The sequence below is a fragment of the Chroococcidiopsis sp. TS-821 genome (assembly GCF_002939305.1).
Classification (GTDB): Bacteria; Cyanobacteriota; Cyanobacteriia; order Cyanobacteriales; family Chroococcidiopsidaceae; genus Chroogloeocystis.
Map to the genome: position 1 here is coordinate 172,097 of NZ_MVDI01000008.1, position 26,394 is coordinate 198,490.

Genomic DNA, 26,394 nt, shown 5'->3' on the forward strand with positions numbered 1-26,394 from the left:
ATGAGTACTTAATTTTAAATTGCTGTTACTAAATCTGCTTTTTGCACGCAATTTATGAGAAGTCAGAGGTCAGGGAGGGAGATTAAGGAAAAAGAAGCCCTACGACTTTCTTTAGAGCTTGCCAAACAAAGGTGACGAGTGCACATTTAATACCGTTTCTCTTTAAAGTTTCTACAAATAGACAGCAATAGAAGCTTTTAAACTCAACTCTGACCTCTGCTTTTCTACTCCTCTTAATTTGCCTGCAAGACAACAAGGGTCATGTCATCTTTATTTTGATTTGCGGAACCAATAAAGCGATGCACTTGTTCAAATAAGTATTCTAAGATCGCTTGTGGACCTTGACAGTGCTGACACGCCCAGTAGAAGTGACGAATCAGGTTTTCTTCATCGAAGCGATCGCCGCTTTGATTGGCTGCATCGGTAAAACCATCAGTGTAGTAAATAATGGTATCTCCTGGATGCAGTTGAATCTGGGCATCTTCATACTGGCTTTGAGAATCTAACCCAATCAACATTCCCCAAGTATCCAGGCGTTTGACATTTCCTGTTGCCGCTTGCCACAGTAAAGGTGGGTTGTGAGCAGCATTACTGTAATACAGCGTTTGAGTTTGGGGATCGTAGGTAGAACAAAATAAAGTAATAAAGCGGTGCGAGTTTTCTAAGTGTGCATAAATTACCTGATTTAGTTTTTGGAGAATTTGAGCTGGTGAATTGCCGTTAGGAACTTCTGCTCGTAATATTCCCTGTGTCATCGTCATTAATAATCCTGCAGGAACACCTTTTCCCATCACATCTCCAATCACGATTCCCCAGCGACAGGGATTGTTGCTACTTAGCTTTGCTTCGTTGGGATGGCAGTTGGTAGGAATAAAATCGTAATAATCTCCTCCAATATGACTTGCTGGTTGACAGCGTGCGGCTAAGGTTATTCCTGCAATTTTGGGACACTGGCGGGGTAGCAGTCGTAGTTGAATTTCTGCACCGATTTCTAGTTCTCGATTCATGCGTTCTTTTTTGCGCAGTTCCGCTGTCAACTCATCGTTTTCAATGGCAACGGCGGTTTGATCGGCAACTAGGCGGACTAACTTTTGTCTATTTTCTGTCCAAGTGTACTCTGGTTTATTGCTAAAAACATAAAGTCGTCCGCGTTCGGATTGTTTGACAAAAATTGTTGTGCCAAAGAGTTGAATGTCCGATCCTAGGTAGCGACTCACTTGGTCGTCTAAAGTCGCTGTTGCAACTGCAGGAACAATTTTAGGCGCGGTGGTTAAGGAAGCTGTCACAGCGCCGATCGCAGTTTCTAGCGCATTACGAATGTTTTGACTTTGAAGACTGTCTTGGCAGTGCAGTCGTTCTAGACGGACTTGACCGTTGGGCTTAAATAAAACTAAGGCTCCACCATCAGCGTCTGTGACGCGTGTTGCCATGAGTGGAATGAGTTCCAAAAACTGATTAAGATTATTAAAGCTGCGCAGAGCGAATCCAAGAGAACTCAATAGGTCGTGGATCTTGTGCTGTTCTTTGTGCAGACGCGCTACAAGTTGTTTGAGCGCCAAAATCGGAGTGCTATCGGTGTTGGCGTTGTTATTGCGGTCAGCAGTAGGTTGCGAAGAAGATTGAGACACAGGCACAATTTTATTCTCTTATCTGAGGATTTTATCCATCAAGTGACAGCAAAAATCATTGTGTTTAGTTTAGACGAGAAGGTATTGCCAGCTACACACTAGAAAGTTTAATGCCTTTTGTGCAACTTGGCGATCGCAACGTTGCAGTACAGTTTTCTACTCTAGTTTTTTGTTTGGATTTTAGCAAAGAACTGCGATTTACTCTTAGCACTGTGCTTTCTGCTGCCTGCCACACTTATAGCATCTAAGCAGAAATTTAGCAGTAGAAGATAAAGCTACGAGCAAGTTTTATTTTCTTCCTTGGATCGAGACTATTCAATTGGAAATGTTGAAGTATTTTAGCTAAAAAAAAGTATTTTCAGTTGAAATTGTTTAATATTTTGTGTCTAAATTAACTACTGAGTAGAGCTTCCACAAATTCGTAGCTGGAAAACGGGCGCAAGTCTTCAATTCCCTCACCCGCACCGATAAAGCGAATGGGGAGATTGAGTTGCTGCACGACTGCTAATGCGACTCCTCCTTTTGCCGTACCATCGAGCTTTGTTAAGACAACTCCACTTAGTTGAGCTGCTTGAGCAAAAACTTCTGCTTGACGCAGACCGTTTTGTCCTAATGTTGCATCAAGAACAAGCAGCGATTCTATTTTAGCGTCGGGAGCTTTTTTATCAACGATACGACGAATTTTACTGAGTTCGTCCATAAGATTTTTCTTATTTTGGAGTCGTCCGGCAGTATCGACTAACAGTAATTCGATATTGCGTGATTGTGCTGCAGTAATTGCATCAAATACCACTGCCGCTGGGTCAGTGTTTTTTCCTGGGTTGGCAATCACGTCAACTCCACTACGCGACCCCCAAATTTTCACTTGCTCGACCGCCGCCGCGCGAAAGGTGTCAGCCGCAGCAATTAAGCATTTGTAGCCTGATTTTTGGGCAATGTGCGCGATTTTGCCGATAGTCGTTGTTTTACCCGCACCGTTGACACCGGTTATTAGCCAAATATTTAGCGTATCTTTTTCAGGAGCAAATGTAGCATTATGCGCTTTTAAAGGTCGATCGAGCATATCTCGCAGAATTTCTTTGAGATAGGCGATCGCCACTTCTGGGGGTAGTGCTTCTTGTTTGATTCGCTCTTGTAGGGCATTAATTACATAGTCTGTTGCTTCAACGCCAACATCGGCTTGCAATAGTAGTGCTTCAATTTCTAGTACTGCTGCTTGGTTGAGAGGTCCTTGCCCGACGATCGCCTTAAGTTGATTGACAATATTACGACGAGTCTTGTCTAAACCTTGGCGCAGCTTTTTGAGCCAGGTAATTTCTTCTATCGAAATATCTTCTGGTTTACGCCCTTGCGCGGCTAAAATTTCAGCTGACCACAAGAAACCTTCATCGAATGCCAAACCAGGAATTGGTGGTGCTTCGTCTACAACTTGTGGAGTTTCTGTAACAGTGGCGCTAATTGGTTCGGGTTCCTCAATTGCGGTTGCTTTGAGTCTTTCTAATCGTGCTTGGCGTTCAGCTTCTGCTCTTGCCCAAAAGGGTAAAGACTCAGTTGTCGCCTCAGTGACTGTGGTTTCATCACTGGTTGGTGGCGCATCCTCTGCTGTCACGGATATTTCCGCTGTCGGTTGCTCACTTTCTCGAGTTTCTGTCGTGACTGGTTCGCTTTGAGCAATCTCTGTTTCTGAGTCCGCTGTTGGCAGTTTTACTACTTCTTCTGTTGCAGTTTCTTCGTCAGAGGTAGCTTCGTCTTGTCCTGGTGCAACAGCTTGTGTTTGTGCTTGTCTTTGTTGAATGTTTTTGTAAGCTGCTTTGGCAAAACTTAAGTAGTCAGTGGTAGCATCACGTAATGGCTCGCGCTGTTCTTCTTCAGGTGTTGGTTCTGGTGGTGTGGCAGTAGACTGTTCCTCGGTTGCAGGAGCAGCTTGCTCATTACTACTAAATTGACGACGGAACCAATTAAAAACCATTGCACTACTGTAATTGCCAGAGCTACGACTTAACTTTATTAAATAGCAGAGATGTTTAATTTACCAACTCGCAATTGATGCAGGCGAGATGTCTGGGGTTAAGATTTTGGGTAAGCAGCTTGTGTTTGTTCGCTGACGCGGCGGAGAACACCATTAATAAATCGGTGTCCGTCATCTCCACTATAACGCTTAGCAAGTTCTACTGCTTCATTGATCGCGACGCGATCGGGAACGCCTAAGTATACTATCTCTGCTACTGCAATGCGCAGTAAGTCGCGGTCAATGCGTGCTAGACGCGAGACTTGCCAATCGACTAACGCTGCATTTAGCTGTTCGTCAATTTCTGAGCGATGGATATTGACAGCGCGGACAATTTGTAGCGCATAAGTACGAACGTCAAACTCTGGTTGATTTGCGAGTTGAATGAGTTCGGGTAGCTCTAGCGCTGTACCAATTCGGTTAATTGCACTTTGAGTCAGTTGAATCGACTCATTTACCATTGACCTAGAAGTACGTAAGTCGCTAGCGCGGGTTTCGCTACTTAATAAGCGATCGCTTGCGCGTTGTAATTCGGCTGCAGCGGTCGTCAGCGTATCTTGAACTTCAGCTGTCAAAGTCCTAACTGCTGCTAGCACCATGTTTGATAGTTGCTGTGTTTCTAGCTTTTCGGGTGAACTTGGCAGTTGACTCAAGCTGAGTAAAGCAAGTTCGCGGGCAATTCTACGAGGTTGCATAAGAAGGTTGGGGTTCTAAGGAAGCAGAGGAGTAAGGGAGCAGAGGAGCAGAGGAGTAGTATTTCTGTATAACTCAAAACTTATCACTCAGAACTAATCACTAGCCACTTAACTCCTCACTCCTTTTCACTGTAGTGGTGATTCGAGGGTACGCTCTTTGGGAACAACTAAAGGTTGTATAGGAGTGCTAGCAACGATACCTCCAGAAATAATGATCTTGAAGGCGTCTTCGATTGACATTTTTAATGTAATCACTTCGTCTTCAGGCACAATTGCATACCAACCAGTAGTCGGGTTTGGGGTTGTCGGAATAAAAATACTTAGTACAGGACGAGCTAATTGCGATTGTATGTCGCTGCTGATTGTGCCTGTCACAAATGCGATCGCCCACATTCCTTTACGGGGATACTCTACTAGGATAACGCGGCGAAACTTGCCGTTGGTATCTCTTAGCAAAGTTTCTAGCAACTGTTTAAGTGTTTTATAAACTGAGCCTGCTAAGGGAATTGCTTGCAGAAGTTGCTCTCCTACATCGAGTAACCACCGTCCTGCAATATTGCGAGCCATCAAACCAATGAGCAAAATGCTAAGTAACGGTACCGTTAACCCTACTGCTAAACTTAACAGATCCACTAAAAGTGGATGCATGCCATCAAAGGGGTTTAGTTGCTTAGGAATTTGCGTGAGAAAGTCAATCACCCATGTCGCGACCGTTACGGTTAGCCAAATCGTAGTAGCCAGCGGAATGACTACTAATAGCCCTGCGATCAAGTCATTTTTTAAGTCTTGCTTAAGGCGTTCAAACACAAATCGCCCACTCTCCTTGTAACTGGCACTTGACTTTTGAGTTCTTTGTTGTGAGTCAGTAAGTTAAGATATGACGCACTAGGGAAAAATGTTATCTCATATACTGACACGTAATTTTATTATCCTCGCACTCTCTTTTTGCCTTGACTAAGGTCGTTTGCAATTGGTTGCATATTCTATTGTATTATTTTAAAAGCTGTAAAGATTTGTTTCAATTAATGTAACATTACTCATGAACTGGTGAATTACATCCCTTGACTTCGCTAGTAGTCAGTGTAATTGGGGCGCTCTGGTGGCAGTGAGTTCATATTTCTTAATCCTGTCCAGCCAATGAGGATGTAACCAATTGATAGCAGCAAACTACGAATACCACTACCAATTCCTGACTGAACTTGTTCTTGCGCGCGTTGTTCGACTTCTTGTCTGCGCTGCTGTATCTGTTCTAAAGCTTGATTGCGGACAGTATCAGCATTAAGTTGTTGGTCGATGATTTGATCGAGAGCTTCAGGCTTTTCTCTTGCTTGTTGGAGTATATTCCTGATTTGCTCTGGAATCTGCGGGCTTTGAAGTGCGGCGTTGACTTGTTGTTCGTCTTGCAAGATTGCAGAAATTTGAGTGCGGATTTGAGTTCGCTGTGCAGCAATTTGGGTTTGTAGTTGTGTTTCAGCTTGTGATACTTCTTGATTGATGCGCGCGATCGCTTCTGACCGAGCTTGCAAAATATTGTTAATATGTAGCGGCGCCAGTAGCAGAAACAGCAACCCTAATAAACTTGCCAACACCAACACAAGAAATCTTAAGTTAAGTCCAGCTTGGCGAGTCCAAGTCGCATTTGTCGCCACATTTTCAACCCAATACCCTGCTAAAAGTAAGGCTGTCCCGACCATAGGGATTGTCCCTCGGTCAATGATTTGAGTGGCAAAGTTGATTTGCCAAGCTTGAGTTTGTGCTCGAAACGGAAATAACAATAAGACAAAATCAAGCAGAAAAGCCAAAATCAGGATAACTCCTACTATCTTCAAGGTTCGAGATGCCAGTGAAGAAAATAATATGTCGTTATTAAGTGCTTTCATTGTTTCAATCTTTTCAGTGCCAGGTTCTGGAAGCGAGCATTAGAAGAGTATTTTATCTTCATTTGGTTCGCAATGAATTATTTTTCTAACTATGGCGTTTCCTAGAGGGTAGTTAATATTAGTGGAAGTTGCAAAAAATACATCAATATTTATTTAAAAAGACAGAAGGTAGAAAATGAAAGATAGCTATGCGACGGATAATTGAAGTAATAGCTTGGTATCGCAAAGGTAGAGAAAACAAATTCTTACATCTGTACAAATGTTTACTCTACTTTACTTTTGTCAGGTCGAACTAAAATCGAGTTTACTTCATTATTTTTGATAATACCAACGAGCAATTTTTTGTGGTGGAACACCTATCAAGTAGCTGATAATTGCTAGTTGATTAATGATTGTAGTTTGCCAGACTCCCAACCTTAACCAGCGACGTGCTGAAACGATCGCAGGGACTGAGATAATTGCAATACGTCCTTGACGTCGCAGCTGCCGCATCAATTCAAAATCTTCCATAATCGGTAGCTGAGGAAAACCTCCAATTTGGTGAAAAGTTACTGACTTCATAAAAATAGCTTGATCGCCGTAGGGCATTTGTAGCCAGCGCGATCGCCAATTTACTCCGCGCTCAATGATTCTTAAACTCAGTAGCGCGGCATCGATGTGTAGCGCAAAAGCCCCAGCTATTACCTGTTTGTGGTGCTTAGGCGTATTTAAGGCTTGATGAATCAAGGTATCAAAACCTTTTGGGAGACGCGTATCAGCGTGTAAGAACAACAGAATATCACCTGTAGCTGACAAAGCACCCAAATTCATTTGCACCGCACGATTAGCTACAGGCGCAGACAAAACTTTTACGCCAAACGAGTGCGCGATTTCCAGCGTGCGATCGCTACTACCACCATCTACCACAATAATTTCTAGCGCGCGATCGGGTTGAATACTTGCTAGTGTTTGTGGCAAGTTTGTGGCTTCATTAACAACGGGAATAATAATAGAAATTGAGCCTTCTTTAAGAATAAGTCAACCCCGAACATCTAAACAAATAAAATGTATTTTAATTTATATCATTTCAGCCTTACGGATAATCTATTATCTCAGTAGACCAGCAACTGAGTGTAAATATAAATTCAATTGTTTCTGCTAATATATCGGCTGCTGATGCTTTCTCTAAAAGCTGAAACTTATGCGCGTTTATTCTTATAAGGTAACAATCCGATTGGGAGAATTATTGTATAAATATCTGTTTGAGTCATTTTCTAACTTTTGTCAAACTATAGCTTAAGCTTACAAGCAATTGCTAGCAAGGTCTTGCTATTTATTATAAAAAGCCTCAACTAATCTTTCAAAAGTCCTGCTAAAGATTGACGACCTCAATACTTTAGTTATTCTTTATACACGTATTGATTCAGTAGGCGGACTTGAGGCTTTGTGCTTGCGAACTGAAAATCAACTTGCTTGCCAAGTTTCTTGTAAAAATATGTACAATTTTGTTACCAGGATAGTCTAAAATCAGCATTAAAATTATTAGGTCTTGTGCCAGAATAGCGCTATAGAATGTGCCAGTTTTTTTAATGGCGAATCAACTTGCGATGAGATAGCTGTCATGCATGGTAGTGCAGTAAAGATCCAAGACGGCTTTTTCGCATGCTACGAAACGCGATAAGAATTTTAGGCAAATAGTTTTCAATTTACCTGATTAAGTAATTGATTTTAGACACATCTGAAGTTAAATTTATTCCAAGTTTATTCTCTGTTAAATTTTGTACGTGACAGCGGAAACTTCAATCTCTCAATCTCCGTCCGCAGTTTTATTAAATTTGCTGAACTAAAATTCTCATCCGAGGCGGAATTTTACCACCAAAGTTGAGAATCTAGGTTGCTTTTTGTAGAAGTAACCGTTGAGCAGCAAAGGATGCATCTCAAACCTTTGGCTCAATCAAGACGAAATCTCAGCGTTACAGTTTGCGGTTGTACTAGTTATTGATTAGGAGCCAGCGACTGTTGATTGTGGTTCGCGACTTAGTGTAAGCTCTCGCCTTTAAGTCAGGATTGAGTCTTTACGCTCACTGCTCTTAAATCTTGAGGTGGGTTTTATCGCTGCCATACGCGTTGTGTCCTGTTCCTCAGGTATACTCAAGGGCGGCATACCAGATATATCAGTGTGTGTGATGTGTGATGGAGTGAATTAGAGCAGATCGAGGAGACGTAAACTGCGCGAAATGAATGCGATGAATTAGGAGAAAGCATTGTGAGATTTCACTGGCTATTACCCAGTACTTTAGGCGTTACTTTAGGCATTTTTCTGTTATCGTCTCCCGCAGAGGCGGCGAAACTTCAATCGTGGAATTTTGATGCGAATCGCAACCGATTGGATTTCAAGACAGATGGTGCAGTTCAGCCCAAAGCACAACTTATTTTTAATCCTGTGCGATTGGTCATCGATTTACCAGGAACCAAATTACAACGTCCTACGGTAAAACAAGAGCTTGGCGGGACAATTCGCAGTATCCGAGTTGGTCAATTTGACGAACAAACAACTCGTGTCGTGATTGAATTAAGTCCAGGCTACAAGCTCGATCCAGCAAAGGTAAAATTTCAAGGCACAACACCAAGTCAGTGGAGCGTACAGTTACCTCAGCCAGAACGAATTGCCCTTAGTAGTCCACCAGCACCATCGTCTCCCACACAGCAAGCAACGACAAACACTTCGCCTTCCCAACCGTTGCTATCAGCGATCGTGTCAGGAAGTAGTACGACAAACAATAGCGCTCCAGCCCAAGAAAAGCTGACAACGGCTGCAACTGTACAAGTAGAAAATGTTCAGGTGACAGGAGATGGACTATTTGTCCGCACTCGTGGTGGTGGAACTCCTCAAATTAGAGTAAATCGCAGTAGCGATCGCAGTACGATTGATGTCGATTTAGTCGGTGCTTCGCTATCACCACAGCTCGCTAAAAAGCCTACTGTCACAATCAATCGCTATGGTGTTAGCCGGATTCAATTCAATCAAGTTCAAAATTCACCGCCCGTGACGCGGATGACAATGCGGGTAGACAGAAATGGACCTGATTGGCAAGCAACAGTCAGCCGTTTTGGTGGCTTAGTCGTGCTTCCGCAGGGAAGAAGTACTGCCAATACGGTTGTCAATACTCTGACGCAAAACACAAACACAAATACACCTTCGTCATCAGGTTTAGCAACTATTCAAGCTGCTGAACTAACGATTGATGGCGCGCAATTATTGATTCGCTCTAGTGAAAAGGTTAACTATACAGCTGGTTGGGACCGCTCTACAGGACTGTATCGGATTACGATTCCGAATGCGCAGCTTGCGAGTAATGTCCAAGGACCTTCGCTGACTGCTAATAGTCCGGTACTACGCGTGCGCTTGCAACAATCCGACCCGCGGACAGTTACGATTTGGGTACAACCCGCAACGGGGGTTCGGATTGGCGAACTTAATCAACCAGGACAAGACATTCTTGCCTTACAACTGTCTCGCGCCAGCTCGATCGTACTACCACCGGCAAATGCTCAAACACCGCCACCAGAGCCGCAGCCTATCCCAGTACCTGTACCCCAGCCAGCAACACCACCAAAACCTGCCACGCCACCTCCTGCAAAGCCTAATCCTCCTAAACAGCGTGCTGTAGTCGTTATCGATCCAGGACACGGTGGAAAAGACCCTGGGGCGATTGGAATTGGTGGATTGCAGGAAAAACAGGTAATTCTACCAATATCAAAACAAATTGCCGCGATTCTGGAGAAAGAAGGCATAAAAGTCGTAATGACCCGCGATTCAGACTATTTTGTTGACCTAGCGCCGCGCGTAGCGATCGCCGAACGCGCCAATGCGGATATTTTTGTGAGTATCCATGCCAACTCAATGGGACTAAATCGTCCTGATGTCAATGGTCTAGAAACCTACTATTTCTCTAGCGGTCAGCGTTTAGCACAGGTGATTCATCGCAATATTTTGCAGCGTGTAACTGTGCGCGATCGCGGCGTGCGACGCGCTCGATTTTATGTTCTGCGCAAATCTTCAATGCCTTCGGTTCTTGTGGAACTCGGTTATGTAACTGGTCGTGAAGATAATCCCAGATTGCGAAATCCGGCTTACCAAACACAAATGGCAGAAGCGATCGCGCGTGGCATTCTAGAGTATCTTGGGCGCTAGTCTGATTTTTTGGTGATTTTGGTGTTTTATGCCAAAATTCATACTCAGCATCTGTGCTTTGTTTAATTTAATTAATAACCTGTGGCTGATACTTCTGTCTCTTCAAATTCACATCGAATACAAAACGCTCCCATTGGTATTTTTGATAGCGGCTTAGGCGGTCTGACGGTACTACATCAGCTTTACCAACAACTGCCTCAAGAATCGATTATTTATCTTGGAGATACAGCGCGAGTTCCTTATGGTACTCGTTCGCCAGGCGAAATTGTTCAATTTATGCGCGAAATTCTCGCCTGGATGCTTCAGCAACAAGTCAAAATGGTGGTCGCGGCGTGTAACACAAGTTCAGCACTGGCACTCGACATCGTCCAAAAAGAATTTCCTATCCCGATTATCGATCTCATTCTGCCGGGAGCAAAAGCAGCAGTACAGTATGGTAAACGCATCGGCGTGCTCGCTACTCCAGCAACTGTGGCAAGTAATGCTTATAAACGCGCAATTTTAGAAATCGATGCAAGTGTTCAAGTGTGGCAAGTTGGTTGTCCTGAATTTGTGCCACTCATTGAGCAAAATCGCATCCACGATCCCTATACAAAAGAAGTCGCGCGTGACTATTTAAATTTCTTATTACAACAGCGCATCGATACTTTAGTCTATGGCTGCACGCATTATCCTCATCTCGCGCCAGTGCTGCGATCGCTTTTACCAAGGACTGTGAAACTTATCGATCCTGCTGAGTATGTCGTCGCGGCTACCGCTCAAGAACTAGAATTATTAGGATTAAAAAATACTTATTCTCCCTCTTTTACACGTTTTTGTGTCACTGGCTGTCCTCAACAGTTTGCCCAATCTTCCTTACCTTGGTTAGGCTATACTCCCAACGTTGAAGCTATTTGCCTAACAGCAGTACAGTCTAGATTAGTCTAAAGCAGAGGGGCAAAGGAGAAAGAATGTATGCGAACTGACGTTTGAGACGAACTACTTACCCTCAACTCTAGTTGAAGATGCAAGACAATTTCTACAGATTTCCTCATAAAACTTCCCCCACGCCAAGGCTTAGCTTAAAATGAGTACAGATTATGTAAATTTTCTTAACTAAAGCTTGAGTCGGCTTATACATGACCTCAGCCACCTTCCTTTTCTCCCCAGTTGAAGCAGACCTACAGATACTGTCAGAAAACTTGATTCAGTTAGTAGGTACGCGCCATCCCAAACTCTTCGCAGCGGCAAAGCACTTATTCGGAGCCGGAGGAAAACGGCTGCGCCCAGCAATTGTGCTACTTGTATCGCGAGCAACAATGTTGGATGAAGATATTACGCTGCGTCACCGTCGCTTAGCTGAAATCACAGAAATGATTCATACCGCGAGTCTCATTCATGATGATGTGGTAGATGAATCCGCAATGCGGCGAGGTGTTCCCACAATTCACAGCCTATTTGGTAATGGTGTCGCTGTACTAGCAGGAGATTTCTTTTTCGCTCAATCCTCTTGGTATTTGGCTAACTTAGACAATCTAGAAGTAGTCAAGCTCTTATCAGAAGTCATTATGGATTTTGCAGCTGGAGAAATCCAGCAAGGCGATACTTTATTTAATACAAGTTTGTCTATCGAAGCTTACTTGAAAAAGAGCTACTACAAAACAGCAACTTTGTTCGCGAATAGCTGTAAAGCTGCAGGTATACTCAGTGGCGTATCAAACGAAGTTGCAGAGCATTTGTATAATTACGGGCGCGACATTGGTTTAGCATTTCAGATTGTCGATGACATTTTTGACTTTACTGGCTCAACCGATGTCTTAGGTAAACCTGCTGGTTCGGACCTCAAAAGTGGCAATCTAACTGCGCCAGTCATATTTGCTTTGGCAGAAAAACCATATTTAGAAGTCTTAATTGAACGAGAATTTGCACAAGAAGGCGATTTAGAACACGCGATCGCACTCATTCGAGACAGTAAAGGTATCGAGCAAGCACGGGAATTAGCCGCACAACACGCAACTCAAGCCGTTGAGCATCTCCATATTCTCCCACCTTCTGAATCGCGCCAAGCTCTAATGAATATGGCTGATTACGTTCTCAATCGGCTGTATTAGTGGTTAGTTAGCCAGTAGTGGTTAGGACTCGTAGTAGTTCATCTATAGTATTTCTCCTGTGCATCCTCTGCTCTCTACCTTTACTAAGCGATATCTGGAGGAATGTGGTTGGAAGGTGTATTTGACAACGAAGATTGCTGCAACTGAACTTGAACGAGACGCTGCATATCTTCGCGGCGAATTTCAACGCCGTTGGTTGTATCGCCTGGTCTTTCAAAGAAGATGATACTGTCAACAGTTTCTAAAGCAATAAGCTGAAATAAGATAACAGTTATAGGAACTGGAACAGCGATTAATTGTGGATCGATGTCAGCAGCAGTAGCAACATCTTCTAACGTGGGAAAAGCATAAACAACGCGCTTTTCTTGATGAAGTTCATCGCGACTGCGTAAAGTCGTCACTACCCACTCTTGTTCTAAGCTTTGTACAATGTAGTACTGTAAATGATGTAACTTCTCAGCGAGCAGTTTTAATCCAGGTGCGATCGCTGCAACAACTTTGGGTGTAATGCCGTCCTGGGGGGCGTCATCAATCAATAATTGAATTTGCGTGTCTAAATTCATAATTAAGCGCGAAACAGCTCTTGCTACCCTTTGAGTTTAGCGAGCTAAAGTCGATAGCTGCTTGTTGGGACTATTAGCTATTAGAAAAATCGTAATTTTACTGAAATCAAAGCATCACCAATTTATGCAGTACATTTACGTAAACTCTTAAAAAAGTTTTTTAAATCCGCAAATTAATCAGTAGGATTGCGCTAGTGTACTCAAGCAGTTATTCGTTAACTTATTGTCGTGTACTGCAATAAAAACATTACTAATTTACTTCAAAAACTTAAAGAAAGGACAACAAGAACTAAGAAAGTAGACTACATTTCTTGCTATTGCCTTTGGTAAATACTGCGCGCAGGATAATTTGTTAAAAATGTTACACCATTATCTACGACTCATCGACTTACTATTAAAAACAGTATGACAAAATCTTCCAGAATGCGACAGCGAAATCGAATAAAAGCATCGCTTGCGCTATCTGGTTGGAATCGGTGGCGACAGTCTAGAACAATAGAAGTCACTGAAGTAGAAGAATCGCGACTGCTACGATCGCTTGTTCAAGCATTAGTTATCGTTGGAATTATCGCAACCGATGTCGCAGCAGAAACGCAGTTTAGCTTGTGGGCGGTACCTTTAAGTATTGTTGGGGCTTTTTGGAGTTGGTATCGCCGTCACGATCGCAACATTTCAACTAAGTTTTGTATTGCGATCGCGATGTGTTATGCACTCGCCGCATTTTTTGGGCGCTTGCTGGGGGAATTAAACGATACCAGGGTTCTTCTCGCCGAACTTTTGATTCAACTTCAAGTTTGTCACAGCTTTGATTTACCCCGTCGCAAAGATTTAGGCTATTCCATCGTTGTCGGGTTAATTTTACTCGCGGTTGCAGGAACTCTTAGTCAGACTTTAGCGTTTGCACCGATGTTATTACTCTTTTTAGCGATCGCTTTACCCGTATTAGTCCTAGATTATCGTTCGCGACTGGGAATTGAAGAGCGAGGGGCGAAGAACAACGGACAAGAAGTCAAAAAATTTTCCTTCGTTACGTTCAAAAGTACAGGAATACTATTTTTAGTAACTCTCGGGCTAGGATTAACCGTTTTTGCAGTTTTACCTCGGTTTCCAGGTTATCAGCTACGGACATTTCCCGTAAGTGCACCGATTGATATTCAAGAAAACTTTGATGGGCGCAGTATTGTCAACCCAGGTTACGTGCGCGAGGGAAGCGGTAGAGGAACAAATGGCGGTAGTGGTAGCGACGCCCAAGGGGGAACAAGTGTAGACGAAACTTTTTACTACGGGTTTAATAGCGAAATTAATCAAAATTTACGCGGCGAGATGAAACCCAAAGTTGTCATGCGAGTGCGATCGCAAGTCGAGGGATTTTGGCGCGTCTTGGGATTTGACCGCTACACCGGTCAAGGTTGGGAAATTTCGCGTAACGAACAAGTCGTCAACCTCAAGCGTCCAACTTGGTCGTATCAAATATTTTTATCACCACCTGCGATCGCGCTTTCGACGCGAGAAGTTGTCCAAACGTATACAGTCGTTTCTGAATTACCTAATTTAATTCCAGCGTTAGCTTATCCCAAACAGATATTCTTTCCCGCACCGGAAATTGCAGTCGATCCAGAAGGCGGTTTGCGATCGCCTGTGGGGTTATCCAAAGATCTCACCTATACTGTGATTTCGCAAATTCCTTACCGCGATCGCACTTTATTAGGACAAGCCTCAACGAATTACCCGAAAAATATCCGCAATTATTATTTACAAATTCCGCCAGAAATCGCCGCACAAGTAAGGCAACTCACTCAAGAAATCTTAGCAAACTACAACCAACAACGCGTCGGACAGTCAGAAAAAGCACTCACATCGCCTTACGAGCAAGCTTTATACCTCGCGCAGTACCTCAAGCAAAACTATACTATCCCAGAAAATCCCTTAGCTCTTCCTTATCTTGCAGAAAATGAAGATTTAGTCACAGCTTTTCTCTTTAAACACAAAGGTGGTTATCCCGATCACTTTTCTACAGTATTAACAATTATGCTGCGTTCGATTGGGATTCCGGCGCGGTTAACAGTCGGCTTTAGTCCTGGAGAATTCAATCCGTTTACAGGTTTATACATTGTACGTAATACAGATGCGTATGCGCTGACTGAAGTGTATTTTCCAGAATACGGCTGGTTTGCTTTCGATCCAATTCCAGGACACCCCTTAATTCCGCCTTCCGTCGAAGAGGCGCAAACGTTTAGTGTTTTACAAAAATTTTGGCAATGGGTTGCTGGGTGGTTACCTAGCCCTGTATCTGGTTTTCTGAATACGCTGTTTGCGATAGTGTTGGATGGAATAACTGCAGCAATTGCTTGGTTTATTGCGCTTTTTTCTCAAGGTTGGTTTGGTATTTTAACGGCGTTAATTGTTGCTACTGGAATCAGTTTCTTAATTTGGCTAGGTTTACAACAATGGCAAATTTGGCGCAGACAACGAACTTTAGCCAAACTACATCCTATTGAGAGATTGTACCAACAAATGCTTGATTGGACAGCAACACAAGGATTGCGCAAACACGCTGCCCAAACACCGCTAGAATATGCGCAAATATCGCATCAGCATTATCCTACAAGCGTTGCTAAAGTCATTGAAGAAATTTGCCAAGCTTACATGAGTTGGCGTTATGGCGGACAATTACCTGATGTCGAAGAATTAACAATGCAATGGCACACTTTGAAAAAATATCAATTATCCGATAAAAAAATCTTCCGTGCATAGGTTACTAAGCAACCATGTAACCTCTCACGGAAGCAGATTGCTATAAATTTCTGAATAAATTAGTTTCAGCTATTAACGTAAATACTACTAGATGTTAAGTCAGGAGCACCAACTAAAATTGCTAACTGGACTTGCTGACTAGCTCCTATACCATCAACATCAAAATACAACGCGCCAGAAGATGTATCGTAAATAAAGCGATCGTCCACTTCGGTTGCTGAAGTCCCAAATTTTAGCTGTCCTGATAACAATTCTCCCTCTACAAGCCCACCGCCAAAACCACTTGCAGAAACATAAATTGTGTGACCTTTATCTGCTGCAAAGTTGGTAATTGTATCTATTCCATCAGTCGGTTTACTGAAAATAAAGCCGCTATCCCAATCTCCTCCAGTCAGGGTATCGTTTCCCTGACCACCTTCCATTCCAGCAATTCCACTTAAAACATCATCACCATCGCCACCATAAAGACTACTGTAATTACCTGTTATAGTATCGTTGCCTTTACCACCGTAGATTGTACTTTCATCACCATCGAGTAAATCGTCGCCATCACCACCATCAATGTCCACTGAAGTACCGCCAGTGATTGTGTCGTTACCTCTACCACCATACATTTCAGCGCCATTATTAACATACAGGTAGTCATTGCCGTCACCACCATCCATGTATATTGTCTCGCCTGGCATTGCGAAAGAGCCTGCGTGGTCTCCAATTAAGCGATCGTTTCCAGCACCTCCGTAAAGTTTATCTTTGCTACCACCCTTAAGCGTGTCGTCACCAACTCCGCCATAAAGTGTATCGCTGCGCTTGTCATTACTACCGTCGAGCTTATCGTTACCAGCAAGACCTCTTAAGACATTTCTACCGCTATTGCCAGTAATAATATTGTCTAGTTCATTACCGGTGCCATTAATATTGCTGCTACCAGTTAGTACCAAATCATTCAGATAAGCGCCCAGTTTGTAGCTTACAGAAGATCGCACTGTATCGTGGGCACCGCCACCGGAATATTCAATAATGACATCAGTAGTTGTGTCTACAATATAAACGTCGCTGCCTGTACCACCAATTAAAGTATCGATTCCTGCACCGCCATTCAAGGTATCGTTACCTTCATAACCGTAGAGCTTATCGTTGTTTGAACCACCTTTTAAATTGTCGTTACCAGCAGTTCCCTTAATTATTGCCATAATAGTAAACCTCTTTTAATTTTACGTGTTTATAAACTATTTATCTTGTCAAGCTTCTTGGTCTACGTTTTAGTTATCATCTGTTTTTCTTACTTTTATTCAAAAAAAATGTTCTCGTTAAACAAATTAGTACTCCTAAAATAAGACAAGGCAAAACTCATTTACTTGACGATTACAGTTAGCTTTCTAAAGTGTATTATCTAATGATTCAGGAGTTTAATAAATCAAAGAAAAATACAAACATTTTAGGGAATTCGAGCTCATTCTGGCTAAATAACTACAAATCTGTATTAATACGCTGTTATGAGTAGGTTAGTGACTAGTTATTAGTCACCTTTCACCTTTTGTTAATACTAATCAACCAGATTTGATACGATCTTCTCTAAAAAATATTTTTTACTAACTACTGCCTCAATATTAATTATTAGCTAAAGATTGCAAATCTATGTTCTTTTCATTAAAACAAGCCTGTCTTAACACTTTTATTGAGGCAGATCTGCTATTTTTAACATTTTTTTTTGATTGAATTCTTTAGCTACTACCAAGTAGTTTAACCTCTAATAGAATATTAATTTTTTTTGCAAAGTTATCTTTTTTGATATGAATTATATTATGTGGTCTGCGTTTTTCATGTAAGCTGGAAGAATGCTCCATAAGTCATGGGTTAATAACTAGATGACAATGAAGTTATGGAACTTATTAGTAATATAATGCTCGCTCTCTCGGTAGTTTTTGAAGCTACGTATTTGGCGTTCTGGGGAAGTCATATCAAGCGATCGCAAAAACAACGGAATTAGTTAGTTGTAGTAATCGTCACGCGTTCAAAGCGAACGACGTCTGGCGCTTCTCTAGCGCGATCTGTCCTTTGCATGATATGCATCTCTCCACCTGGTGGCACAAAAGTCACTGAGATAGAATCTCCAGTTATTAAGTTGAGTCGCTGTAGCTCGCGTACCGTTTCAGTAATATCTAGACTAAAGGTGGCTTTTTGAGGATGGGCAAATAGTGCCAATCTGCCTACATAGTAAGGGCTGTTGCGGTCTGGAGGAACTCCTTGAGGGAGGTTGACGTACACTTCATAGGGAATTGAATTTCTGGGGTTATATTCAACCTTCTCAACGTTGAGCGTAACAGAACCTGCTGTTATCGTTCTAGAACTACTAAATGGTCTTACTCCTTGTGACTGAGGAAATCTTAAATTTAAAGTAACTGGAGCTTCTCTAAGTTCTATTAACATTTGCTGATTGTTCGTAGGTGTTGTTGCTAACAGTTGAGGAGTCATCGTCGTTGCTTGTGAAGAACGCTCAGCATTGCTCATTCCACGCATCAGGATTTGGTTTCCCAGGGGGGCGTCATCATATCTATAGTTTAGTTGCTGCACGATGTTGATGATATCTCTGCCGCGCAATGTCACTTGTCTGGCATTTTCATCAAAGAAGGTAAAGCGATCGCTCATCCAGTCGCTATCATTCGTAGGATTTACTCTTCCATTTCCTAGCAACAACCAACGTTCCCACAAGCGGTCAATATTCGCATGATGCAACCAAAAAATCGGATCTCGAGCCGCCATTTCTACTTGACGCATCCAGCCACTATTACCACCGACAACAACATGAACTTGGTTGTGAGGTCGTCCCTCCAAAAGTCCTCCACCAGAACCTCGGTGCGTTCCACTTGTAACTCTTCGACCACCAAAGCTTTGCTGTCCGGAACTAGTATGGAAGAAGTTTGTGCGTTGAAAAGCTCCTTCATAACTGACTTCCGCTGATGCTAATGCTGTTGTACCTTGATTAATTCCTGGGGCGCGCTGTTCTACATAAAGCGAATTGGTAGAGCCATCTGATAGTAGTGGATTCCGAAACGGCTCAGGTAATGTACGCTGATCGGGAAAATCTGAATAGTTCCAGTAAGGAAGTGCTAGCGTTGGATCGCCAGACGCCTGACGCAGAATTCGCTCAAAGTAGTATAGATACATTCGGTGCCAAGGGAAAAAGAAAAAACTTCCATGATTGCAAGTCCTCCATGCGGTCAATCTACGTGATTCACTACTGGGAATGCCATGCATATTAGCTTGATAAATCCAACTTGTTGGATTAGTATCAGACCGAGACTGCATTACCTGAATTCCTCTTCTTAAAGCTGCAATTTTTGTGGGCGACTGCATGAATGTGGCAATATTTTCACGAACATAAACAGAACTTGTTTGTGCAGTGGCTTTACTTGCAAAAAGTTCGCTAATTAATGGTATAGTTCCAACACCAGCAGCGCCAGCAGACAAGAAGCTAAGTAGCCTTAAAACTTCACGACGCGAAAGGCTAGAAGACATAATATACTCCATAAAAACTTGTTTATTGGTAAACACTGCTGCATTTTGGCAGCGTGTATAAACGCTGTGCTAATCTCGTAGCAATACTTTTTATAAAATGCTTAGATTTATCAAACTAATAGTTGAGCAAAACAAAATCAGGTAGTTTTTTTGTACCTCTGTAGTGTTACATTGTTAGTTAATAATTGCATCACAAGGTCAGCTAGAGCTATCTTGTTTAATAATCGACAAGACAGCATAATAGATGAATGCTGTTTCCTAAATTTTTAGCAAAACACTAATGAAAAATCAGAGGTTTAAGTGGCGCATTTTGTATTTGTTTATATGTCAAGAATGACTTGCTGACGTTATTTTAATTTAGAGAAAATGCAGCTCCTTTTAACTTGTCAATTCTTGAAAATGTTGCTTTAGCACCACTAATTAGCTGAATAAAAATTAAAAGAATCTTGCTGATAGTGGCTTTAGTACCGAATGCTTTTACCGTTTTTAAAATTCCCTGGTAGGGAATGCTTGTAACCATTACACTCCTCCCTTATAGGAAGAACCTTATTTGTATAGCTGTAGAAATATAACAATATACAAACTTGAATTACGAACTAAATATTTTTTTAGTTCATTTATCTAGAGAAGATGCCACCTATAGAAATTATGATTGAAACTTTTGAATTTCTAGTTTCAACTTACTTGAATATAAGATAAAGAAAAAACAAAAAATCAAATAGAGCTTTTGCCTATTTTTACTATAACTTTATTTTGCCAGTTGTTTAGATGGATTTCATTAAAGTTTTAATGAAGCAATACACAAGTTTGCATAAGTTTGAAGTTCGAAGACGAATAGACTAACTGGTATTTTAAAAACTTCATGAAGCAGGATAAATGAAGTATTATGTAGTGATTTTTTACTATTATTTGTTAGTATGCTTTTTCCACTGTGATGTTGATATTAATGAGCTCGCATTTTGTTCTTGCTGTCGTCGCTGCAAAATAACACTAGCACAATCGCTTAATTGTGGATCGCGGTAGGGAATCGCTGCACGTGTGAGAAGATGCTCTTGTTCTTCTGGCGATAATGTAGGAAGAGCAATAGATTCCCAAGCTGCGACTGTTCCTGGCGCTCGCCTTCCGACTGGTGGCGTTGAACCTATGTTTAATCCAGCTTGGATCAATGCAGTACGTACCGCAGCTGCACACGAATAAGTGGCTAAACGTCCATCAGGAGCTAAACATAAAGCAACGCACTTAAGAAATTCTACTGTCCACAGTTGCGGGCAATGTGGTGGTGAGAAGGGATCGAGAAAAATAGCATCAGCTTGAAAGTTGAATTGATTTAGGTTTTGAATTGTCTTGCGAGCATCACCGATGAGTAGCGTAGCTTTGCAATTACTTGTTTGTACTTGATGTTCGCTTGCTAATTGACTCAAAAGTTGCGGTATGGGTTCGTCCCAAGATTGCAGGAGTTCATGCGCGATCGCTGACGTTGGTACATTTGGATTTGTTTCTAAACCAACAACTTCGACGTAGCAACGCGGATTCACTTGCCAAATCGTTGCTAAAGCTGCTGCGGTGTTGTAACCTAAGCCATAGCAAATGTCTAATAACCTTATTTGAGGTTGCTGGGCTTTTTGTTGTAGTTGTGTTGGTTCGACAAACTTTCTTTCAGCTTCCTGACGCGCCCCATATTGACTGTGAAACGCTTCATTAAATTCTGTGGAAAAAAACGTAAATGAGCCATCGGCGGTACGCTGGGGAACAAATTCTTCGCTGCGCATAGTAACTCTTAGGCATAGAATATCTTTCAGGTTGACAATTTGTAATGATTCATTGAGTCAGTGGTTCGTGATGAACTGCTATCAAGTGTCGATCGCTAACTATTAACTAAAAAATGCGAGCAGTCAGTAGGCACTAATTAAATAACACATACAAGAGATTTATTGGGGAACGCAATAATAGATATTCGGCTTCGCCAATTACCAGTTTCCGGTTCCCAACCCTTAAGTTATGTTTATTTCTATCCACTAACTTACACAAGTTATGCGCATCTGCTTATGACTGACTTACAATCAGTAGTTTCTGCCGAATGGCTGTTGGAACACTTGGAAGATCCACAAGTAGCGATCGCCGATTGTCGTTTTTCACTTACCGATCCACAACTTGGTTATCAACAGTATCTAAAAAATCATATTCCAGGAGCTTTCTATTTAGATTTAAACAAAGATCTTTCTAGCCCTGTAGCGATACATGGCGGACGCCATCCGTTACCCGACCCGCATACATTGGCGCGCAAGTTAGCACAACTTGGTATCACCTCACAAACATTTGTCGTAGCTTACGATGACTCGCGCTTTGCTTTCGCGGCGCGCTTGTGGTGGCTATTACGTTACTTAGGACACACTCAAGTAGCTGTTTTGGATGGTGGTTTCAGTGGTTGGCTCAACAGTGGCTATCGCGTAACGTCAGTTATTCCTCAATCTAAATCGGGTAGTTTTGTGCCGCAAGTGCATCTCGATCGCGTTGTTGATATCACAGCAGTTAAAGCTCGTAAAGACTCTCCAGGAGTCGTTCTTGTCGATTCACGCGAAAGCGATCGCTATGCTGGAGAACGCGAACCAATCGATCCGATTGCAGGTCATATTCCTGGTGCAGTAAATTATCCTTGGCAAGAGGTTTCTGACACTCAAGGTTACCTGCGATCGCCTACCGCACAGCGCGATCGTTGGGAAAAGCTTAAATCTGCTGAAGAAATTATCGTTTATTGTGGTTCGGGTGTGACAGCTTGTGTCAATTTACTGTCTCTAGAATTAGCTGGAATTTATACTGGAAAGCTCTACGCTGGTAGCTGGAGTGACTGGTGTTCGTATCTCATCGCTGAACCACCGACTGCGGAAACTAGAACTAACGAGAATTACGCTAATTCCTGATCGATGGTTGGCTCGGATTAAAAACGTCCTAGCTCAACAGTATAAGTTACGCTCAAAAATAAGTTATCAAAATTAATATTTGGAGCAGAAGAACCACCAAGCGTTACTCCTGCTTGAAGATTAAATTGGCTACTACGCGAAGCGGCGTAAGTCAAGCGTCCGAGTAAGCGGTGAAATTGATCTTCGCGATCGCGTTGAGTAAAATCTGAGCGGGCGAACTGGTAATCTAATCCAACTAACAAATTGTTTTGTAAGTTGTAGCTTAACGAGACTAATAATGAGTTGATGATGCGACTGCGAGTTTCTGGTTCGGCATCGCTTATACGTAACTCATATAAGCTATCGAGTCGCAACCTGTCAGTCAAGCGATCGCGCCGTCGCAGCACAAAGCGGAGTGCGTTTTCATCTAAGAAGCGATCGCCCGACTCCGAACGAAAGAGTTGTTGATTAATCCAACCAACTTCACCAAACATTTGCGGCGAAAATCTTTGACGAATTCCCGCTCTGAAGCGCAACTGGTTGTAATTCGATTCCGATTGCTCGATATAGCGAATCAAACTACCATCAATCGCAGCAATCAGATCCGTATTTTCTCCCAACTTCGGTGTTGTAATCAGCGTGATACCTGACGATAGCAAACCGCCTTGAATCGGATCTACTGCTGAAAATATGTTGTTTGTTTGGAAGTAACCAATTTGAGCCAAGAGCGAACCGAAGCGGGGTGATGGTGGTGGTGGAATGACAGTATCTGCAAGCGTGGGCTGGCGTTCTAATTCTCTTACGCGCAGAATTCCTAATTCTGGATCGGGCGATCGCCTTTTGATTTCGCGGATGCGCAATCTTCCTAATTCTGCATCAATGTCGGATTGCGATCGTCCTTCTAATTCGCGCAAGCGCAATTCGCCTAATTCACCATCGGCTGGTACACTTAATTGTTGATCTAAATTCTGCGCAATTTGTCTAGGGTGAGGTGTAGGAGAAATTGAATTAAACGTGTAACGCTGTTCATCTAAATCAGAGACTAAACAAGAAGTCGCGGTAGATGAATCGGAATGATTTTGTCGCTGAGGAAGGAACTCTGAAGTGGGCTTAAGCGTCAGAGCACCTGCAGAACTCGAACTAAATTCAGTTATGTATTCTGATTTCGTTTTTGCAGGTGGATTCTGATTCTCTGTTAATAAGCGATCGTCTTGTTTCCCAGCCAGTTGATTTTGAGAATGAACCAAAGTCGTAAATTCTTCTCGCGATTTTGGTTTGTGATTATTAAAGATTTGGCACTCTGAAGAAATGAAAGCCTTTTCTGGAATCGCGGGCAAATCTATTGTAGAAATACAAGAAAAGTTGTTTGCCTTTTCTTGATCTATTGAGGATATTTCTGTAGTATTTGAGTAATTTATTTGACAATCATTTTGAGGTGCCGCAATTAGTATACTAGAATCAAGCAACAACAGACTGGTAGTACTGGCAGTGAAGATTGATAGTACGGATAGCTTCTTACATCCGGCTTGTAGCAGTTTTTGCCAGCATAAGCTATAAGGTAAGCTAGATAGTTTTTTCGGCTGCCACGTTGTAATAGTAGCTTTATAGATTAGACTTTTCACAGTATATAATTATACATATATTTCTTGAAGGATCAAATAGTTACAAAAAATTTACATATCACCGTTCTATTTTGCCGACCCAACAATACTGCGCTTAAAGCGTAACATTAGCTACTTCAAGACGTACTTAGTCAAAAAAAATGTTCCCGATCATTTCTAGAAGAGTGGAGTATAATCAATCGCTGATGAAAATGAGTAAATGCCAATTTTGAGAATTTGCTATTTTTGGATAGCTTCTGCAACTATGTGATTTGACTTGATGAAACTTGGAAATCAGAAACCGCGTCTGATTGCTCTGGCACTTGTTCACCCTTTTTAGGCACTAAAAGCCATGTCTCGCAAGTTTGTCCTCATCCTTACCTTTGTTTTTTGGAGCATGACGCTGCCAATAGCTAAGAAGGCTAATGCTGAAACTACTCTGACACGAGCTGTAGTGCAAAATATCCGCAATCTAGTGCGTTTACTTCCACAAAATCGCACACCACGTCCAGCCCGGTTGTCAGATGCTATGCAGCCTGGAGATGGTTTATCTACAGGTCGTTCCTCTTTAGCAGAACTGCGCTTTAATGACGGTTCCTTGGCAAGGATAGGAGAACAAGCTGTATTCCGCTTCATCGCACGAACACGTAGATTCAGACTATCAAACGGTACAGTATTATTACTAATTCCTCCTGGAAGAGGAGTCACAGATATTCGAACCCCAAACGCAGCAGCTGCAATTAGAGGTTCAGCGTTATTTGTACGTTATATACCCGAAACAAATACAACACTTGTTGGGGCTTTAACAGATAGCAATATAGAAGTTTTTAATCAAACTGCTTCTCAAAGAGAAGTTCTCGAAGCTGGGCAAATGGCAGTTGTTGTCAATGACAGAATTGAACAACTATACGAGTTTGACCTCAATACTTTTTACCAAACAAGTGATTTAGTACAGCAGCTGAATCTGAATCGACCAAATCCTAATCCTTCAGCTGATCCGGCACTCTCTAGTGTACAAGCAGAAACTGCGGCTGCTGCTGCTGCAAAACCACCAGTTAGAGGCGAAGGAGTCGTCGAAAATCCGTCTTTCGTTCAGTCGCCCAGTAATTCAGCACGAGAATCTCAACAAAATCAAGGCAACAATACTGCAACAACACCAACTCAACAAAATCGAGGCAACAATACTTCAACAACACCAACTCAACAAAATCAAGGCAACAATACTTCAACAACACCATCGCCTACTGGAAATACAACTGGGAACAACTCAACTAATACAAATAACTCCCCAAGTGGAGCTAACAGCGGTAATCTACAAATTCCTAGCAATGGATCTAGAGACGAAATTGACGATGACAATACTGCACCAGTAAATCCTCCAATAGAAAATAACACAACAATTACACCGCCCAATAATACGACCACAGCACCAACAACGGGCGAAAGTCCCGTTACTCAACCTACTGATGGTGGAAATAATACACCACCAACCAATCCAGTTGACAACACATCACCAACCGTTCCGGTAGACAACACCCCACCAACTGACCCGGTAAATAATACGCCGCCAACGGACACCGAAACGCCACTACCAACTGGTCCAGTTGACAACACGCCGCCAACTGACCCGGTTGACAATACCCCACCAACCGTTCCGGTAGACAACACGCCGCCAACTGACCCGGTAGACAACACGCCGCCAACTGACCCGGTAGACAACACGCCACCAACGGACACCGAAACACCACTACCAACTGACCCGGTAGACAACACGCCACCAACGGACAACGAAACGCCACTACCAACTGACCCGGTAGACAACACGCCACCAACGGACACCGAAACGCCACTACCAACGGATCCAGTTGACAATACGCCGCCAACGGATCCAGTTGACAACACTCCACCAACTGACCCGGTAGACAACACTCCACCCACGGATATTGAAACGCCACTACCAACTGACCCGGTAGACAACACCCCGCCAACTGACCCGGTAGACAACACGCCACCAACGGACACCGAAACACCACTACCAACTGACCCGGTAGACAACACGCCACCCACGGATATTGAAACGCCACTACCAACTGACCCGGTAGACAACACGCCGCCAACTGACCCGGTAGACAACACGCCACCAGCGGACACCGAAACGCCATTACCAACTGACCCGGTAGACAACACCCCGCCAACTGACCCAGTTGACAACACGCCACCAACCGTTCCGGTAGACAACACCCCGCCAACTGACCCGGTAGACAACACGCCACCAGCGGACACCGAAACACCACTACCAACTGACCCGGTAGACAACACGCCACCAACTGACCCAGTTGACAACACGCCACCAACGGATACCGAAACGCCATTACCAACTGACCCGGTAGACAACACGCCACCAACTGACCCAGTTGACAACACGCCACCAACGGATACCGAAACGCCATTACCAACTGACCCGGTAGACAACACGCCACCAACTGACCCAGAAGACAACACACCACCCACTGATGACCAATCACCAACACCAACACTACCAGACGACGAAAGGCCACCATCTACCGTTTCAGATAACCCACAACGAA

The 26,394-nt window shown here is 42.9% G+C and carries 18 protein-coding genes; 6 read left to right on the top strand and 12 right to left on the bottom strand.

Annotated features, from left to right (window positions below; all coding sequences use genetic code 11):
• Nucleotides 1-233 precede the first annotated feature (233 nt).
• From B1A85_RS18475 to B1A85_RS18500, 6 genes are all read right to left on the bottom strand, one after another.
• Entirely contained in the window at nt 234-1,634 is a 1,401-nt protein-coding gene (locus B1A85_RS18475) for a PP2C family protein-serine/threonine phosphatase (RefSeq protein WP_104548204.1), read from the bottom strand.
• Nucleotides 1,635-2,019: 385 nt separating this feature from the next.
• Nucleotides 2,020-3,597, bottom strand: a complete 1,578-nt coding sequence (gene ftsY, locus B1A85_RS18480; RefSeq protein ID WP_104548205.1) for a signal recognition particle-docking protein FtsY — start codon at nt 3,595-3,597, stop codon at nt 2,020-2,022.
• Between the two features lie 98 nt (nt 3,598-3,695).
• The gene (gene nusB, locus B1A85_RS18485) at nt 3,696-4,331 is read right to left on the bottom strand and encodes a transcription antitermination factor NusB (RefSeq protein WP_104548206.1); all 636 of its coding nucleotides are present in this window, start codon (nt 4,329-4,331) and stop codon (nt 3,696-3,698) included.
• 126 nt (nt 4,332-4,457) lie between these two features.
• A complete protein-coding gene (locus B1A85_RS18490; protein WP_104548207.1) occupies nt 4,458-5,138 on the bottom strand; it encodes a DUF502 domain-containing protein in 681 nt (226 codons plus the stop codon).
• 263 nt (nt 5,139-5,401) lie between these two features.
• Nucleotides 5,402-6,211 carry an HpsJ family protein gene (locus B1A85_RS18495; RefSeq protein ID WP_104548208.1) on the bottom strand — a complete coding sequence of 270 codons (810 nt, stop codon included), beginning with the start codon at nt 6,209-6,211 and terminating at the stop codon, nt 5,402-5,404.
• A 312-nt stretch (nt 6,212-6,523) separates the two neighbouring features.
• Entirely contained in the window at nt 6,524-7,225 is a 702-nt protein-coding gene (locus tag B1A85_RS18500; RefSeq protein WP_104548209.1) for a TIGR04283 family arsenosugar biosynthesis glycosyltransferase, read from the bottom strand.
• A gap of 1,231 nt (nt 7,226-8,456) precedes the next feature.
• Here B1A85_RS18500 and B1A85_RS18505 point away from each other — a divergent pair.
• From B1A85_RS18505 to sds, 3 genes are all read left to right on the top strand, one after another.
• Nucleotides 8,457-10,385, top strand: coding sequence for an N-acetylmuramoyl-L-alanine amidase (locus B1A85_RS18505; protein ID WP_104548210.1), 1,929 nt, complete (start codon nt 8,457-8,459; stop codon nt 10,383-10,385).
• 81 nt (nt 10,386-10,466) lie between these two features.
• Nucleotides 10,467-11,312 (top strand): glutamate racemase, encoded by an 846-nt coding sequence (murI, locus tag B1A85_RS18510; RefSeq protein WP_104548211.1) that lies wholly within the window; start codon nt 10,467-10,469, stop codon nt 11,310-11,312.
• A 191-nt stretch (nt 11,313-11,503) separates the two neighbouring features.
• Nucleotides 11,504-12,475 (top strand): solanesyl diphosphate synthase, encoded by a 972-nt coding sequence (gene sds, locus B1A85_RS18515; RefSeq protein WP_104548212.1) that lies wholly within the window; start codon nt 11,504-11,506, stop codon nt 12,473-12,475.
• Between the two features lie 83 nt (nt 12,476-12,558).
• Here sds and B1A85_RS18520 read toward each other — a convergent pair whose 3' ends face one another.
• Nucleotides 12,559-13,038 (bottom strand): hypothetical protein, encoded by a 480-nt coding sequence (locus tag B1A85_RS18520; RefSeq protein WP_104548213.1) that lies wholly within the window; start codon nt 13,036-13,038, stop codon nt 12,559-12,561.
• A gap of 405 nt (nt 13,039-13,443) precedes the next feature.
• Here B1A85_RS18520 and B1A85_RS18525 point away from each other — a divergent pair, with 405 nt between their 5' ends.
• On the top strand, nt 13,444-15,792 hold the full coding sequence (locus tag B1A85_RS18525) for a DUF3488 and DUF4129 domain-containing transglutaminase family protein (protein WP_210404570.1): 2,349 nt from the start codon (nt 13,444-13,446) through the stop codon (nt 15,790-15,792).
• Between the two features lie 65 nt (nt 15,793-15,857).
• Here the strand turns inward: B1A85_RS18525 and B1A85_RS18530 are convergent, their stop codons facing one another.
• The 4 genes from B1A85_RS18530 to B1A85_RS18540 all read right to left on the bottom strand — a co-directional run bounded on the left by B1A85_RS18530 (nt 15,858) and on the right by B1A85_RS18540 (nt 21,077).
• Nucleotides 15,858-16,982, bottom strand: coding sequence for a calcium-binding protein (locus tag B1A85_RS18530; protein ID WP_104548215.1), 1,125 nt, complete (start codon nt 16,980-16,982; stop codon nt 15,858-15,860).
• A gap of 793 nt (nt 16,983-17,775) precedes the next feature.
• Complete coding sequence (locus B1A85_RS18535; protein ID WP_104548229.1) at nt 17,776-19,308, bottom strand: tyrosinase family protein; 1,533 nt, start codon at nt 19,306-19,308, stop codon at nt 17,776-17,778.
• Between the two features lie 352 nt (nt 19,309-19,660).
• On the bottom strand, nt 19,661-19,828 hold the full coding sequence (locus tag B1A85_RS24030; protein WP_168192433.1) for a hypothetical protein: 168 nt from the start codon (nt 19,826-19,828) through the stop codon (nt 19,661-19,663).
• A gap of 385 nt (nt 19,829-20,213) precedes the next feature.
• On the bottom strand, nt 20,214-21,077 hold the full coding sequence (locus tag B1A85_RS18540) for a tRNA (5-methylaminomethyl-2-thiouridine)(34)-methyltransferase MnmD (protein ID WP_104548216.1): 864 nt from the start codon (nt 21,075-21,077) through the stop codon (nt 20,214-20,216).
• A gap of 276 nt (nt 21,078-21,353) precedes the next feature.
• Here B1A85_RS18540 and B1A85_RS18545 point away from each other — a divergent pair, with 276 nt between their 5' ends.
• Nucleotides 21,354-22,226 (top strand): sulfurtransferase, encoded by an 873-nt coding sequence (locus B1A85_RS18545; RefSeq protein ID WP_104548217.1) that lies wholly within the window; start codon nt 21,354-21,356, stop codon nt 22,224-22,226.
• A 17-nt stretch (nt 22,227-22,243) separates the two neighbouring features.
• Here B1A85_RS18545 and B1A85_RS18550 read toward each other — a convergent pair whose 3' ends face one another.
• Nucleotides 22,244-23,452, bottom strand: coding sequence for an outer membrane beta-barrel protein (locus B1A85_RS18550; protein WP_146087200.1), 1,209 nt, complete (start codon nt 23,450-23,452; stop codon nt 22,244-22,246).
• Between the two features lie 706 nt (nt 23,453-24,158).
• Between B1A85_RS18550 and B1A85_RS25820 the strand changes: the two genes are divergently transcribed.
• Nucleotides 24,159-26,394: FecR domain-containing protein (locus tag B1A85_RS25820; RefSeq protein WP_210404571.1), on the top strand; the 2,236-nt coding region annotated here is incomplete at its 3' end.

Bases quoted from the DNA above. Each gene is read 5' to 3' on its own strand.
- nusB (WP_104548206.1), bottom strand. From the start codon at position 4,331: ATGCAACCTCGTAGAATTGCCCGCGAACTTGCTTTACTCAGCTTGAGT.
- B1A85_RS18495 (WP_104548208.1), bottom strand. From the start codon at position 6,211: ATGAAAGCACTTAATAACGACATATTATTTTCTTCACTGGCATCTCGA.
- sds (WP_104548212.1), top strand. From the start codon at position 11,504: ATGACCTCAGCCACCTTCCTTTTCTCCCCAGTTGAAGCAGACCTACAG.
- B1A85_RS18545 (WP_104548217.1), top strand. From the start codon at position 21,354: ATGACTGACTTACAATCAGTAGTTTCTGCCGAATGGCTGTTGGAACAC.
- B1A85_RS18525 (WP_210404570.1), top strand. From the start codon at position 13,444: ATGACAAAATCTTCCAGAATGCGACAGCGAAATCGAATAAAAGCATCG.
- B1A85_RS24030 (WP_168192433.1), bottom strand. From the start codon at position 19,828: ATGGTTACAAGCATTCCCTACCAGGGAATTTTAAAAACGGTAAAAGCA.
- B1A85_RS18540 (WP_104548216.1), bottom strand. From the start codon at position 21,077: ATGCGCAGCGAAGAATTTGTTCCCCAGCGTACCGCCGATGGCTCATTT.
- ftsY (WP_104548205.1), bottom strand. From the start codon at position 3,597: ATGGTTTTTAATTGGTTCCGTCGTCAATTTAGTAGTAATGAGCAAGCT.
- B1A85_RS18520 (WP_104548213.1), bottom strand. From the start codon at position 13,038: ATGAATTTAGACACGCAAATTCAATTATTGATTGATGACGCCCCCCAG.
- B1A85_RS18535 (WP_104548229.1), bottom strand. From the start codon at position 19,308: ATGTCTTCTAGCCTTTCGCGTCGTGAAGTTTTAAGGCTACTTAGCTTC.
- B1A85_RS18530 (WP_104548215.1), bottom strand. From the start codon at position 16,982: ATGGCAATAATTAAGGGAACTGCTGGTAACGACAATTTAAAAGGTGGT.